Below are 14,584 nucleotides of genomic sequence, written 5' to 3'. Positions count from 1 at the left end.
CACATAATGAGCTTATGTGGGAATTTCGTTAAATATTGAAAGCTAACTTCATTAGGAGGTCAATGTTTCTTTAACTTGTTTGAGTATCAACCCTTTCTCTAGTTGCGCAACATGCTCTTCTCCTAGTTCTGAAACTAAGTGCTCTCTTGTTGTGCTATCAAAGCCAGAAAGTTTGTCGATTTCCAATTCAGCTTCTGCAAGTTCAACATAGTGAAGCATTGTATCAATACTGGCATGTCCAGTTAATCCTTGGATTCGCTTTAAGATTAGTCTGGCAAGTTGTGTTCCTCCCATATTACTATTGAGCGCTTTAAGTTGTTGAACTGTTAAAAGAGTAATAAAACGATGTCGAAAAAGGTGAGGGTTTCGTTTATGTTTACTTTTATATTTTCTGCCAAATATTTCATAGAATAGGCTAGAAATCATTACTCCAGTCATCGGCAAATGAGAGCGATGATGAACAAATAATTTTCCAAATTTTGCGCGATTTATCCTACAAAGACCTTCGTTAGTTCGGTCTAACTCATTAAGAATATAGTCGTCATAGAATCGGACTAGGTATTGTGCTGCGGTAAATGAAATAGGAATAATCCGAAAGGTGTTTTTGTTGTTGCCTTTGGTTGTTTTAATTTTAATCCAAACAAGTTGGTTATTATTGCCACCAACAGCCGACTTTCGATAAATAGCTTCAGCAGTCTTCAAACTCTTAGCATCAACAGTGAGTTTGTTTAGTCTAATGATATCATTGAGTTCTACTGCCTTACTGGCTAAAGAGGCATTCACTTGAGCGCGTAAGATCTCAATTGTATGAGCGTCTATATTTGCAGCTTCGCTTACACGAATACCTGTTGCTTCAAGTAAGCCGATAAGTGTCGATAAAAACTCAAACAGAAATTCTTCACCTTCGTCCTCTAATTTGTCCAAATCATTATAAAGGCTTTCAATTGCAGCTTCGGTTATTGGACTTCTGCTGCCATAGTCTTCACTATGAGGTATGCAGTCATGATGTAAAAAACTCTTCTTATTATGAGATGAGATTTTACGTTTAGCATTAACTAACCCTTTTGAGGAGTAGTGACCATCAGCGTCGGAGATAGCAATCAACGTATATCTCAAGTGGTAGTTTTCTTGGATGAACTCTAGAAAACGCAAAGCCATTCTGACTCTTTTGGCGATAGCGTTTCGATTAAGACCAATATCGTCTTCTATGTATCGAACGAAATCATAAAAATGCTCATCAGTTACAGTTCCGATGGATACAGGCTTCCCTTGAGTGTCTCCATACTTCCAATTTTCATAATACTCTATGTATTCAAGAAAGTAGCGAATCAAGCCTTTAGCACCTTTTTTAGAGGCTCTTGGTATTTTGTTGGACATTAAGAAGTCTGTAGCAAACCAATTAACGTCACCATTCCCATATAAAAACAAACATAATTCGTCATTATCATGGGAGTCAGATTCACTTGAGGCTGGGCGGGATTTAATGTCTATTTTTAAACTGTTCATTACCATCTACCGTTCCCCTAATATTTGTACAATACTATCTTCGTTATCACCAAATGCTTCATCAAACTCACGAGACAACTCATGTAGGTTTGATATTGTTTTTTCGAGCGAGGGTTTAATGAATTCTCTAACTTGACAGAGGTCATCTTGGTGCTTGTCGAAGTATGCCTTTAATGTACGTGATGCGTGACGATCCCTCTCCCTGATGACGGATATTAGAGTGTTGTTTGCGCGGCGTTGCTTCAGTAGTTCCTTGGCTAAAGACTCAATTAGAGCTGCTTGCTCCTTAATTGTTCCTTTCAGTTCCCCCTTGGTTTTCGTTTTGGGAGTGTTAAGACTAGAATCAAAAGCCGCATCATTGCTTTGCTCTAGCGGGACACATGGCATTTCGAGCTTTTTCAACTTATCTATTTTCAGTAACAAGTAGTCTTTACAATCTATTACTGCTGATGCAGAACCTTTAAATGAAGGATCTATATCAATAATCGGAATGTTCTTCTTTGAAAGAATGGATTGATAACTCCGTTGTTCTATTTCACCACCATCAGAATACGCCAACAGCTTTAGCAAGCCAGTATGTGCAGTAAACCCATCTGGTACACCATTCTCAATGAAGTCATTTAGAAGGCTTATGCGGAGTTTAACTTGTTCGAGAGTTGCAGCTCGTTTTTTTGTTGCGTTATGGTTTTGGGATAATACCTTACTCTGATGTTTCTTCATCACTAATATCCATCCATAGAATAATTTTACCCGAATCATCGGTGTAATTATAAATTTTTGCGCCAGAGAGGATTTGCTCTCTAATAAACTCTCTAGCCACATCGTCGGACTGATTGTTGAATCTGATGTTTAGTTTAGATTTAATGGTATCTTCAACCTGACATGTATCGACATTGCTTTTGTAAATAGCATCCAATACACATTGGGCTTCTTCTTCTGATAGGTGCTCGTTACCAACTTCTTCTAGCAGGTAATGCCAAGTTTCTTCTGTATCACGGTGTCCCATTAGCCAAGAAAGAGCAGGAAAATCACTCAAGTCGGAAAGAGCATAAAAAGCACGAGCAGCGAAACGCCTTAGAACGTGCGTTCGAGTTAGATAGAATCGGGATTCAACTCCATTAATAATTTCTGTTGGGACTTGGATAAAATCTGCGAATGATTGTAGAGCACCAACAATTGCAACTCGACTCATTTTTTGGTTTTTAGGGTATTCCCCTTTACCTGTTGATGTGCACTTTGATGGGAATATAAAAGGGTCTTCGTGTTCAGCGTAGTAATGGTAGTTTGCTTCAGTCAAGCATGAAATGCCTTCAAATAATACATGGGGTATTGGTCGCCCGGTAACCAGAATTGAATTATCTGTCGGTGCAGCTTTTCTTATACCGAAGGACAGCTCATAGCCTCCCCAAAGGCTATGTTCTAAACTAGATTCCTTTAGCTCAAGTATTTCTGAAACACGCTTTATACAGAAGGTATGAGCGAGAATATAGGTTGCCGCCAGTAGCATTTTGTACCCGAATAGTACGGTAACATTTGTACGAAGTTCTTTAGGTGTAGAGCCTGTTGGTAAATCGTTGTACCTAGTTACTTTGAAGTCTCTAGTGAACTTGTTCTCAGGAATAATAATCTTGTGAGGGCAGCGGCTTTCGAAAATATAATCGCGGCGATATTTGGGATTTTCCGCATGGATTCTATTAAGTTGATATTCACAGATTTTCTTAGTTTCAACAATGTCTTCGCCATAAACAGTTACTATCCGAATTGCTTCATTTAAATAATACAGGGCGGTTTGTGTCGGAATGTTTGGTGTGCGTTCTTTTGGCCTGATGTATGTATTCGCAAATGATTCGGTTACTGTAACAGTAGGGTTGCAGTAATGACACAGTTCAGGTAAGTAATGAGAATACCTTTTTAAAAGGTTCGGGGCTTTAGTCAGGCTATCAAAAGTATTGTTGCTAACCGTTGTCTCCTTTCCTGTGAATGTCATTGGGCACGAGTTTGGGAATTCTTTAACTTTCTGGATAGTCTTACCCGTAATTACGAGAGACAGTTCAGGGAACAGCTCAGATAACTTTTCTGAAATTAAATGTCTGGTGAAACTCGATACGCGGACTTTCGATATTCCGAATTTTTCCAAAAAACGTCCAATTGGTAATTCATCTTCTGAGTTGACACCAAGAAGGTGGATGATGGATTCGCTATCCATTACTGATATTTTATCGAGAATAAGTTCAGTTAGACCTGTCGCTTTATCCGCCCTCCCTGTCGCAATTTCCAAGTGGAATTTCTTTATGTCTGCGGTGGTTAAAAGGCTGAAACCTTCTTTACATACAGCATTCTCACCGTATTCTTTAATGAGGAATACTGCGAGTGTTTTGAGAGCCGTTGCGTTCTCAGTCATACTTGCAAAGCGAGTTAGCATCGACTTGTCACTATCTTCTGTTGCTAAATGCCCAGTTCTGCTCAATGCGAGCACTTTTTTTATAGCATTAGTTACAATCAGATACTTATTGTCGCTCAGTGAACCGCCTGTTGCTGGGATATAGTCATCGAAAGAAATATACGGTAGGTTTTCAGCATTAGACCCATCATTAATGAACCATATATGGTCATTGAAGTTACTATGAAGCCACGGGAAGCACCAATTTCGGGTGTCATCAGACGCATAAGACCAATCTTCACCTTTACGGAGAGTGACATTGTTGATATTAATTAGAGCCACGATTGACCTCTTGCTTGGTTATTTTTATGTCAGAATAATTTCCGGTTTTTTTCTCGTAGAGTAGATCGCCCTTATGAACAGTGCGCTTTAACCTCCTGTCTGGATGTGTGCGCAAATAATCACTCAAAGCTTGATACACATAGGATAGCTCTTTGATACTATCATCCACAGACTTGCCCGACTCTATACGCTGCATCGCTATTACATGACAAGCCTTCATTACTGCTATGTTTTCTGGACAGATATTCAGAGTAACCTTAGCGCCACAGGCTGTATTGGGCTTATCTTTATTGGCTGATACAGTTTTCATTATGCTCTTCCAGTGAGGGATACGCTTTTCTAACCGTGATAAATACTCAGTTAGTTCAGCTTCATCTTTCAGATTTAGAGCTTTAATTTGGTAATCTTTTCCATCAGTAGCACTTGCGATCAAAACATTTTGGAATCGTCTTACTCGCTGATTATAAACCGCTAACTGTAGCTCTTTTGGTAAATAATTTCTTATGGATACAGCCTCAGAGTTCCCTAGATATTTCGCTGCAACAGCAGGGTTGCCGCCACTTTCATACCAGCGAATGATTCCTTCGGTAGTTCGTAGCTTTTTTGCTGTTGGTCGAAGGAGTTTATTTTCTTTTAGTTTCGCTTTTAGGGATGGGTTTAGTATCTCGTCAATACATTCAGGTGTTACATCCTCACACCAGCTAGGATTTTGCTCTAGGAGTTGTTTAGCTTCTCTTAAAAGACGAATAAAGCCTGATTTGAAGGCCATATCACTAACTGGAATTATAGAATTGGAGGTACTGGATGACTGATATAAAAAAAGTCGTTTAGATGTGTTTCCAGATACGAAAGTACGGTGGTGTGATGTCGCCGTTACTAGATAGTCAAAAGCCCGTTCTATAAAAGGTTCAGTAGTTACATGTTTTAATGTGCGTTTAAAATGAGCTTTGGCTCTGGCCTTATGATAACTGATTCGAAACCCATTTGGAGTTGGTTCGAAAATCTGATTAGTAGAACCTTGTGACGACAGTGATAAGTTACGGATACTATCAACATTAATGCCAGATTCAACGATTATAATATTGCAGCAAGCGACAGCAGATAGAGTTGATAAACCAAAATATTCTCGAAGCTCGAATCGGTTTTTTGAATGCTTGTAAAGGTTGTTATTTGCGCCCGAAAAATCACGATTAACGAATCCACGTTTGCAATGCCAGATGTATGCAAGTAAATTGTCTTTTCCACATTTACCGTTCGATAAGTCAGAATTAAACAGGCTGTATCGTTGCCCTTTACATGATACGCGGGTGGGATGTAGTAGATCAGGATTATCATCAAATAAGCTACGATCTATTTTTGCAACCACTTTTTCTCTAAAGTTGAATCTATCCGATGCATCAAGTAGGTACCTTTTCGATATATTGTAGATCACATCACGATGTTTTTTCATCGTAGATATCAAATCACCAAGAAAGATATCAATATCTGTTTCCAGAGCTAAAGTAAGACTTTTCCCTTGTATGTCCGTTGATAGGTCAAATCCACCAAGAACTTTGCTGCGAGAGTTTACTGTATTCGAGAACACAGTAGTATTTAGGCGTCTTAGTGGAGCTATGTGGTTAGTTTCAGGCAGCCCCCTAATAGAGTGACTGCAAAGTCTAGATAATGCTATCTTTAGTGCTCTTGCATTACTAATTAATGTATAAGGCTGCTTATTTGTGTTGCCATCAAAATACTTTTCTTGCCATGCAGAGAAACATAGTGATACATCAGAACCTGTTGTCATCTGTAAGTTGTGTTCAAAACAAAATGTGAAGAATTCTCCCAGTATTCGAGTTGTACGTATTTGGTAACTATACTCCTTTCCAGAAATAATTTTTTCGATAGATGCATTCATTTTTGAAGCATATTTATGCGACATAATTTTATGACAATGAATGTTGTTAACCACAGAGCTTACTTTCGCCACTTGAATTTATTACCTTACATATCATCACTTTTATTACCTTATATATATAAGTATAGTATAACTATTCGTGTGATTGTTTTTTTGATTTAACTATCAGTATTATAAGAATTTTAATTTTATTTTTCGTATTTATTGATTTCGGTTATATTTTTTTGTTCCGATAAAACTTGCAAGCTCGTATGCTGTCTCAAGCAATGCGTAAGCTAACGGGTAACCTAAAGCAGTCTAACTGTATGTGTATTTTCATCAACCAGATCCGTATGAAGATCGGTGTGATGTTCGGTAATCCAGAAACAACAACTGGTGGTAATGCACTTAAGTTTTACGCTTCTGTTCGTCTTGATATCCGTCGTACGGGTTCAATCAAAGATGGCGAAGAAGTTGTGGGTAACGAAACTCGTATTAAAGTGGTGAAGAACAAAATCGCTGCACCATTTAAGCAAGCTGAAACGCAAATTCTGTACGGACAAGGCTTCAACCGTGTTGGTAAGCTTATCGACCTTGGTGTTAAGCAAAAGCTAATTGAAAAAGCTGGTGCTTGGTACAGTTATAAAGGCGATAAGATTGGTCAAGGTAAAGCGAATGCAGGTAAATACTTAACCGAGAATCCTGCTATTGCCGATGAGATCGAAAAACAAATTCGTGAGTTGTTATTAACACCACCGCAAGAAGATACAACTGAAGATGCTTCTCTTGATGCTATCGAAGCTGGTGAAGATAAAGCATTTTAAGCATTGTTGCTGATAACAAGATTGAATCAAAACCCAACCTAAGTGTTGGGTTTTTTCATTTTTAGCAAAATTTATTATGTTTAATGATTCATTATCGCTATATGTGCAATTAGTATATAAACTTATGGTTATCTCTAGATATAACTAGACATAAACAGACAACTAATACTATTGCGAAGTTACATTATATGAGTTCATGCCGTACGTTTTGGCACCGATGTTGGCGCTTTATCAGGGAAAGTTTTACGACGTTATATGCCATTAGACATATTTTTATTGCGCTGCTTGTTTTAGGTAATAGTGCATTTATTTTACATGTAATATATGGCTTACCAATCGATCTAGTCTCGATTTTTAATGTTAAGAATTACGAAGACCTCAATCTCACTTTTTTAATAAACGCACCGTATTTTATGTTAGGTGTATTTATTGCAATGAGCACGATTGGTTTGTTTTTTCGAGCCAGAATATCCTGGGTAATTTGTTTTACCTTGCTGATTATTAATGCTTTTTATGCAATGCAGTTAAGGCCGTCAGAAGAGTATAACTTTCATTACAGTCTCTTTACGATAGCGGTACTATTTCTTAATCGAAAACATTTTTCCAAAAGCAGTGTTGCGGCAGGTACCATTTTTGCCTTAATCAGTATGATTTCCTTAATGCTGACGTCGACATATGGGGCACTGTATTTTGGTGATGGTTATAAGCCTCCGATTAACGATTTATCAACGGCACTTTATTACGCCATCGAAACTATGACAACAGTCGGTTATGGCGATATTGTTCCTGTTTCTGAGCCCGCTCGATTATTTACAATTTCCGTTATCATTGCGGGTATTACTGTATTTGCAACCTCACTTACCTCGGTGTTAGGTCCTGCGGTGCAAAGTGGTTATGAGCGATTAACAAAGGGAAAAACGAAGAAAATGAAGCGTAAAAACCATTTTATTATCTGTGGCTTATCTAGTCTTGCGCTCAATACCATTCAACAGCTAATACAAAGAAAACAACCAGTGACTGTGATTGTTTCTCCGCGAACACAGCAGGCGGCAAAAGATTTACTTGAAGACTTGGATGTGGTTGTTGGTGATTACAGTGATGGCAGTGTTTTAAAACAAGCAGGTGTTATGGATGCCAAAGCACTATTAGCTCTTAGTGATGATGATGCTGATAATGCTTTTATTGTGTTATCTGCCATTGAATTAAAAACTGACGCCCATAATGTCGCGTTAGTGAACGACAGTAAAAATATCAACAAAGTAAAAAGTGTTAATCCTGACATCGTAATTTCACCCCAGCAGTTTGCGAGTGATATCTTAGCGCGAGTTCTAAATGGCGAAACTATCGATAGCGAGTCGATTGTTTCATCACTACTTAATTCGGTTCAAGGGTTAAATGAAAAGCAGATCAGCAAAGATTAAGAGTGAGTTAGTCAGTATAGGTTAAAAGTTTTAACTAAAATGGCTTTCTTATCCTTGGTTTTGTGGTGATGTTGAGCTTATAACTTATTATTTGCTGAATTTCTGTATATAACATTTCACCAAATGAGGGGCGTTGTTTTACAATTACGCCCAAAATATTTATCTTAGTCTGATCACGTCGCACTAAGCTAGCTAGGGTAGGGAAGCCGAACTCTAGCCGATTGACTAAGTGTCATTTTCGTTTTTTACAAAAAGCATTAATTTCAGGATTTGCCAATGTACATGAGCACTGATGAGATCCGCCGTGCGTATCTTGCGTTTTTTGAGAGCAAAGGCCACCAAATCGTGGAAAGCTCATCTCTAGTTCCTGCGAACGACCCAACGCTGTTGTTCACCAATGCGGGTATGAACCAATTTAAAGATGTTTTCTTAGGTTTAGAAAAGCGCAGCTACACGCGAGCGACAACCGCACAGCGCTGTGTACGTGCTGGTGGTAAGCATAACGACCTTGAAAATGTGGGCTTTACTGCTCGTCACCACACTTTCTTCGAAATGCTAGGTAACTTTAGTTTCGGTGATTACTTTAAGCATGATGCTATTAAATATGCTTGGGAGTTTTTAACAACGGTTCTTGAGCTACCAGAAGATCGTCTACTTGTAACTATTTATGAGTCTGATGATGAAGCATTTGAAATCTGGAATAAAGAAGTAGGTATCCCTGCGGATCGTATCGTTCGCATTGGTGATAACAAAGGCGCGCCTTTTGCTTCAGATAACTTCTGGCAGATGGGTGATACAGGTCCTTGTGGTCCATGTACTGAAATCTTCTTCGATCACGGTGATCACATCTGGGGTGGTCGTCCTGGCACTCCAGAAGAAGATGGTGACCGTTTCATCGAGATCTGGAACAACGTATTTATGCAATACAACCGTCAAGCTGACGGTACTATGGAACCACTACCTAAGCCATCTGTTGATACTGGTATGGGTATTGAGCGTATTGCAGCAATCATGCAAGGTGTTCACTCTAACTATGAGATCGACATCTTCAAAACTCTGATTAAAGATGCGGCTGACATCATTGGTTATGATGATCTTTCTAACCAATCGCTACGTGTTGTAGCAGACCACATTCGTTCATGTGCTTACCTAATCGCAGACGGTGTAATGCCATCTAATGAAGGTCGTGGCTATGTACTTCGTCGTATCATTCGTCGTGCAGTTCGTCATGGTAATAAGCTAGGTGCAAAAGGTGCATTCTTCTACAAACTAGTAGGTCCTTTAGCTGATGTTATGGGTACTGCGGGTAGTGAGTTGAAGAAACAGCAAGAGATGGTTGAGAAAGTACTTAAGATCGAAGAAGAAAACTTTGGTCGTACACTTGACCGTGGTCTGACAATTCTAAATGAAGCTCTAGATAACCTAGACGGTTCTATTTTAGATGGCGAAACAGTATTTAAACTATACGATACTTACGGTTTCCCAGCTGACTTAACTAATGACGTTGCGCGTGAGCGTGGCTTTACCATTGACGAAGAAGGCTTTGAAGCTGCAATGGAAGAGCAACGTCAACGTGCTCGTGATGCTGGCCAGTTTGGTGTGGACTACAACAACGTAATTAAAGTTGATGCAGACACCGAATTTAAAGGTTATGAAGCAACTGATGGCGAAGGTGTTATTGTTGCAATTTACCGTGATGGTGAAGAAGTTGACGCTTTAGCAGCAGGTGAAGAAGCGATTATTGTACTTGACCAAACACCATTCTACGCAGAATCAGGTGGTCAATGTGGTGATACAGGCGCATTAGCTGCAGCGGGTGTTGCATTTACTGTTGCTGATACTCAGAAGTTTGGCCATGCAATTGGTCACAAAGGTACGCTAACTGAAGGTGCACTAAAAGTTGGCGATAAGTTAGCTGCTACTGTTGACCATGTTCGTCGTGGCGCGATTAGCCTAAACCACTCAGCAACGCACTTAATGCATGCAGCACTTCGCAAGTTATTAGGTGAGCACGTAGCTCAGAAAGGCTCTCTAGTTAAGCCAGATAGCCTACGTTTTGACTTCTCACACCTAGAAGCGGTTAAGCCAGAGCAACTTCGTGAAGTTGAGCGTATGGTGAACGACCAAATTCGCCTAAACCATGCTATCGATACTGAAATTATGGATATCGAAGCGGCGAAAGAAAAAGGCGCAATGGCACTATTTGGTGAGAAATATGATGATCAAGTTCGTGTGTTAAGCATGGGCGATTTCTCAACTGAGCTATGTGGTGGTATTCACGCTAAACGTACTGGTGATATCGGCCTATTTAAGATTGTATCTGAAGGCGGTATCGCAGCTGGTATTCGTCGTATTGAAGCGGTAACAGGCGCTGCGGCAATCGAAGCTCTACACGCACAAGATGAGCAATTAGCAAAAGCAGCTCGTTTAGTGAAATCTGATACTGCTTCTGTGGTGAACAAGGTTGAAGCTCTTGTTTCTCATAGCAAGCAATTAGAAAAAGAAATCCAACAGCTAAAAGATAAGCTTGCAGCTCAAGAGGGCGCAGGTCTTATCAATCAGGCACAAGAAATTAACGGCGTTAAAGTTCTTATTGCTAAGCTAGATGGTGCAGATAACAAAGCATTACGCGGAATGGTAGATGAACTTAAGAATCAGCTATCAAGCGGTATTGTGGTGTTAGGCAATGTGAGTGATGACAAAGTTGGTCTAATCGCTGGTGTAACTAAAGATCTTATCGGCAAAGTAAAAGCGGGTGAGCTTGTTAATATGGTTGCACAACAAGTTGGCGGTAAAGGCGGCGGTCGTCCTGATATGGCTCAAGCAGGCGGTACTGACGCAAGTGCACTTCCTGCAGCGCTAGAATCAGCTAAAGCATGGATTGAAGAGCGTCTGTAAGGTGCTCTCATCGGCATTGCAAAGCAATAGGCTTAGGCCTTAGGAAGGTAAAGTAACGTGACGCAAAAAGCGTGTAAGTCGCTAATAGTGCAAAAATTTGGCGGAACATCTGTGGGCTCAATTGAGCGCATTCACGCTGTTGCTGAACGAGTTATCGAAGCTAAAGAAGCAGGATCACAACTGGTTGTTGTGGTCTCTGCTATGGCGGGGGAAACCAATCGATTACTTGATTTAGCGCAGAAGATAGATTCGGTTCCAACCGATCGTGAATTGGATGTTCTGTTATCGGCTGGCGAACAGATGTCGATGGCGCTGTTGGCAATGACATTAAATAAACTTGGTCATGAAGCGGTGTCGCTAACTGGATGGCAGGCGGGTATTGTTACCAACCAGCAATTTAATAATGCGAGCATCGATTCGATTGATACCACGCGTATTCAATCGTTACTTGAACAAGATAAAATTGTTATTGTTGCAGGCTTTCAAGGTATTACTGATGAAGGTGACATTACGACATTAGGTCGTGGCGGTTCCGATACCACGGCAGTGGCTTTAGCTGGAGCGTTAAACGCAACTGAATGCCAAATCTTTACTGATGTGGATGGCGTGTACAGCTGTGACCCTAGAGTCGTACCTGAGGCGTGTCGTTTGCATACTATCGATTTTCCAACGATGGAAGCAATGGCAAAGCAAGGTGCTAAAGTACTGCATTTACCTTCTGTTCAATTTGCATGGAAAAACCGAGTGCCACTACGTGTGCTATCTTCTTTTACTAAGCAGGGGGGAACCCTTGTAACAGGAGAAGAGTGTATCCATGATATTAGTGGTATTGCGCTACAGCGTGATTTGCTTCATGTTCAGGTTGCTCACGAAGATTTAGCAGCACTGGAAAAACAGTGCTATTTATTAGGTATTAAAGTTTGGACTGTGATCTCTGAGGCAGAACGTGCCGGAGTTGTGATCAAACAAGATGCTTATGCTAAGTTAAATCTGGTATTTGCTGAAAAAATTCGTAATAGTGTTGATGTTAGCTCGTTGACTTGTGTTGGTAATAACGTCGAATCAGTTATAACCAAAGCGAATCAATTGCTTGGTGAATATAACATTAGTGTATTAGCAACCGAACCTGGTATTCAGTGTCTATTAATGTTGTTTGAACCTGATTTGGTTAATAAAGCAGCAAATATAATTCATGAACACTATGTTTTAGCTAATGTGAAGCAAAAAGATCCACAAAAAGTCGTGGTTTCTTAAATCCTGTGTTTACGGAATTATTGCTTTTAAGGGATAATAGTTTTAAAGAAAGATAAGACAGAGATTACTCAAGGAGCACAAGAATGCTAATTTTGACTCGCCGCGTAGGTGAAACCCTTATGATTGGTGATGAAGTTACAGTAACTGTACTAGGTGTTAAAGGTAACCAAGTACGTATTGGTGTTAACGCACCTAAAGAAGTTTCTGTACACCGTGAAGAAATTTATATGCGAATTCAAGCGGAAAAAGAAACTGGTACCCCAAGTACTGGTAACTACTAGTCGCGAAAAAGCCAGCTTTGATAGCTGGCTTTTTTATGCCTGAAATTTGGAATTTATTTGTGAGCAAATTATAAAAACAATCAAATATTTCAACGGTTACGTTGCATAATTTATCGTATTGTTTATTAAGTGTTCATGTGTGCAATAAACCTCATTTTTTAGCAATAAAGTGTTTGACTTATTTTTGCTTAACAGTAATATGAGCCCCCGCAAGACGGTGAGGTGGCCGAGAGGCTGAAGGCGCTCCCCTGCTAAGGGAGTATACGGTTTATCCCGTATCGAGGGTTCGAATCCCTCCTTCACCGCCATTCTTGCACAATGCGCGTCCGTAGCTCAGCTGGATAGAGTACCTGGCTACGAACCAGGCGGTCGGAGGTTCGAATCCTCCCGGACGCGCCATTATTTTTAAATACATGGCTTTGCTTTTTGTTCAAAGCGGTGTATAAAAAACCGAATTAAGTGTGCGCTCGTAGCTCAGCTGGATAGAGTACCTGGCTACGAACCAGGCGGTCGGAGGTTCGAATCCTCCCGAGCGCGCCATTAATTTGTGTGGTGAGGTGGCCGAGAGGCTGAAGGCGCTCCCCTGCTAAGGGAGTATACGGTTTATCCCGTATCGAGGGTTCGAATCCCTCCTTCACCGCCATTCATTCTTCTTTAAGACTGCTGTCTTAAATCAGAATAGCCTGCGCGTCCGTAGCTCAGCTGGATAGAGTACCTGGCTACGAACCAGGCGGTCGGAGGTTCGAATCCTCCCGGACGCGCCATTATTTAAAATGTACGACTTGTTCTTCAAGTGGTATAGTACAAACCGAATTAAGTGTGCGCTCGTAGCTCAGCTGGATAGAGTACCTGGCTACGAACCAGGCGGTCGGAGGTTCGAATCCTCCCGAGCGCGCCATAATTTGAGTGGTGAGGTGGCCGAGAGGCTGAAGGCGCTCCCCTGCTAAGGGAGTATACGGTTTATCCCGTATCGAGGGTTCGAATCCCTCCTTCACCGCCATTTATTCTCCCCCAAGATCAATTCTTGAGTCAGAATTGCCTGCGCGTCCGTAGCTCAGCTGGATAGAGTACCTGGCTACGAACCAGGCGGTCGGAGGTTCGAATCCTCCCGGACGCGCCATTATTTCTTTAAGTAACAATGGATTGCTACTTATACTGATATCGAATTCGATATTGGTAGGGTTAGTGATTTTATTGTTGTTTAAACCCCTGTGCGCTCGTAGCTCAGCTGGATAGAGTACCTGGCTACGAACCAGGCGGTCGGAGGTTCGAATCCTCCCGAGCGCGCCATTATTTAAATAGTATTGATCCAAACGATTGATATTAGCCTGCGCGTCCGTAGCTCAGCTGGATAGAGTACCTGGCTACGAACCAGGCGGTCGGAGGTTCGAATCCTCCCGGACGCGCCATTCTTCAAGTTTGATGAAGATAAAATTGTCAAACAACCCTGCGCGCTCGTAGCTCAGCTGGATAGAGTACCTGGCTACGAACCAGGCGGTCGGAGGTTCGAATCCTCCCGAGCGCGCCATAATTTAAATAGTATTGATCTAACCGATTGATATTAGCCTGCGCGTCCGTAGCTCAGCTGGATAGAGTACCTGGCTACGAACCAGGCGGTCGGAGGTTCGAATCCTCCCGGACGCGCCATTCTTCAAGTTTGATGAAGATAAAATTATCAAACAACCCTGCGCGCTCGTAGCTCAGCTGGATAGAGTACCTGGCTACGAACCAGGCGGTCGGAGGTTCGAATCCTCCCGAGCGCGCCATAATTTAAATAGTATTGATCTAACCGATTGATATTA

At 41.0% G+C, this 14,584-nt stretch carries 8 protein-coding genes, 13 tRNA genes and 1 pseudogene; 18 read left to right on the top strand and 4 right to left on the bottom strand.

All coding sequences use genetic code 11. The annotated features are described in order from the left end of the window. Window positions 1-51: 51 nt before the first annotated feature. Genes CTN07_RS05585 through CTN07_RS05570 form a run of 4 tightly spaced genes read right to left on the bottom strand, consistent with a single transcriptional unit; the run spans window position 52 to window position 6,197 of the window. The gene (locus CTN07_RS05585) at window positions 52-1,512 is read right to left on the bottom strand and encodes a site-specific integrase (protein WP_005297809.1); all 1,461 of its coding nucleotides are present in this window, start codon (window positions 1,510-1,512) and stop codon (window positions 52-54) included. Continuing rightward, window positions 1,513-2,226 (bottom strand): hypothetical protein, encoded by a 714-nt coding sequence (locus CTN07_RS05580; RefSeq protein WP_005297811.1) that lies wholly within the window; start codon window positions 2,224-2,226, stop codon window positions 1,513-1,515. Next, window positions 2,207-4,228, bottom strand: coding sequence for a hypothetical protein (locus CTN07_RS05575; RefSeq protein WP_050787744.1), 2,022 nt, complete (start codon window positions 4,226-4,228; stop codon window positions 2,207-2,209). Before CTN07_RS05575 ends, CTN07_RS05580 begins: the two co-directional genes overlap by 20 nt. Further along, window positions 4,215-6,197 (bottom strand): hypothetical protein, encoded by a 1,983-nt coding sequence (locus tag CTN07_RS05570; protein ID WP_005297817.1) that lies wholly within the window; start codon window positions 6,195-6,197, stop codon window positions 4,215-4,217. The genes CTN07_RS05575 and CTN07_RS05570 overlap by 14 nt, the downstream gene beginning before the upstream one ends. Before the next feature lie 167 nt (window positions 6,198-6,364). Here CTN07_RS05570 and CTN07_RS05565 point away from each other — a divergent pair. The 18 genes and pseudogenes from CTN07_RS05565 to CTN07_RS05480 all read left to right on the top strand — a co-directional run. Next, a pseudogene (locus CTN07_RS05565) lies at window positions 6,365-6,928 on the top strand (recombinase RecA family protein); the annotation flags it as partial. A gap of 188 nt (window positions 6,929-7,116) precedes the next feature. Next, on the top strand, window positions 7,117-8,349 hold the full coding sequence (kch, locus tag CTN07_RS05560) for a voltage-gated potassium channel protein (protein ID WP_005297823.1): 1,233 nt from the start codon (window positions 7,117-7,119) through the stop codon (window positions 8,347-8,349). A 276-nt stretch (window positions 8,350-8,625) separates the two neighbouring features. After that, window positions 8,626-11,247 (top strand): alanine--tRNA ligase, encoded by a 2,622-nt coding sequence (gene alaS / locus CTN07_RS05555; protein WP_005297824.1) that lies wholly within the window; start codon window positions 8,626-8,628, stop codon window positions 11,245-11,247. Window positions 11,248-11,304: 57 nt separating this feature from the next. Next, window positions 11,305-12,501 carry an aspartate kinase gene (locus CTN07_RS05550; protein WP_005297825.1) on the top strand — a complete coding sequence of 399 codons (1,197 nt, stop codon included), beginning with the start codon at window positions 11,305-11,307 and terminating at the stop codon, window positions 12,499-12,501. An 83-nt stretch (window positions 12,502-12,584) separates the two neighbouring features. Beyond that, window positions 12,585-12,782 carry a carbon storage regulator CsrA gene (csrA, locus tag CTN07_RS05545; protein WP_005297826.1) on the top strand — a complete coding sequence of 66 codons (198 nt, stop codon included), beginning with the start codon at window positions 12,585-12,587 and terminating at the stop codon, window positions 12,780-12,782. Window positions 12,783-12,998: 216 nt separating this feature from the next. Further along, window positions 12,999-13,090: transfer RNA gene (locus tag CTN07_RS05540), tRNA-Ser, on the top strand. Between the two features lie 14 nt (window positions 13,091-13,104). Beyond that, window positions 13,105-13,181, top strand: a tRNA-Arg gene (locus CTN07_RS05535). A gap of 64 nt (window positions 13,182-13,245) precedes the next feature. Next, window positions 13,246-13,322 (top strand) — tRNA-Arg (locus CTN07_RS05530). 11 nt (window positions 13,323-13,333) lie between these two features. After that, window positions 13,334-13,425 (top strand) — tRNA-Ser (locus CTN07_RS05525). Window positions 13,426-13,469: 44 nt separating this feature from the next. Further along, window positions 13,470-13,546: transfer RNA gene (locus CTN07_RS05520), tRNA-Arg, on the top strand. A gap of 57 nt (window positions 13,547-13,603) precedes the next feature. After that, window positions 13,604-13,680, top strand: a tRNA-Arg gene (locus CTN07_RS05515). A 10-nt stretch (window positions 13,681-13,690) separates the two neighbouring features. Further along, window positions 13,691-13,782: transfer RNA gene (locus CTN07_RS05510), tRNA-Ser, on the top strand. 43 nt (window positions 13,783-13,825) lie between these two features. Continuing rightward, a tRNA-Arg gene (locus tag CTN07_RS05505) sits at window positions 13,826-13,902 on the top strand. A gap of 93 nt (window positions 13,903-13,995) precedes the next feature. Beyond that, window positions 13,996-14,072 (top strand) — tRNA-Arg (locus CTN07_RS05500). 42 nt (window positions 14,073-14,114) lie between these two features. After that, window positions 14,115-14,191 (top strand) — tRNA-Arg (locus CTN07_RS05495). Between the two features lie 42 nt (window positions 14,192-14,233). Continuing rightward, window positions 14,234-14,310, top strand: a tRNA-Arg gene (locus CTN07_RS05490). 42 nt (window positions 14,311-14,352) lie between these two features. After that, window positions 14,353-14,429: transfer RNA gene (locus CTN07_RS05485), tRNA-Arg, on the top strand. A 42-nt stretch (window positions 14,430-14,471) separates the two neighbouring features. Further along, window positions 14,472-14,548 (top strand) — tRNA-Arg (locus CTN07_RS05480). Window positions 14,549-14,584: the final 36 nt, after the last annotated feature.

Source organism: Photobacterium damselae (assembly GCF_003026815.1).
In the GTDB taxonomy this organism is placed as follows: Bacteria; Pseudomonadota; Gammaproteobacteria; order Enterobacterales; family Vibrionaceae; genus Photobacterium; species Photobacterium damselae.
The sequence above is the reverse complement of the archived record's forward strand: the minus strand, read 5'-3'. Positions and strand labels throughout refer to the sequence as shown.

Excerpts from the sequence above, each read along its gene's own strand:
- CTN07_RS05580 (WP_005297811.1), bottom strand. The coding sequence starts at position 2,226 with ATGAAGAAACATCAGAGTAAGGTATTATCCCAAAACCATAACGCAACA.
- csrA (WP_005297826.1), top strand. The coding sequence starts at position 12,585 with ATGCTAATTTTGACTCGCCGCGTAGGTGAAACCCTTATGATTGGTGAT.
- CTN07_RS05585 (WP_005297809.1), bottom strand. The coding sequence starts at position 1,512 with ATGGTAATGAACAGTTTAAAAATAGACATTAAATCCCGCCCAGCCTCA.
- kch (WP_005297823.1), top strand. The coding sequence starts at position 7,117 with ATGAGTTCATGCCGTACGTTTTGGCACCGATGTTGGCGCTTTATCAGG.
- alaS (WP_005297824.1), top strand. The coding sequence starts at position 8,626 with ATGTACATGAGCACTGATGAGATCCGCCGTGCGTATCTTGCGTTTTTT.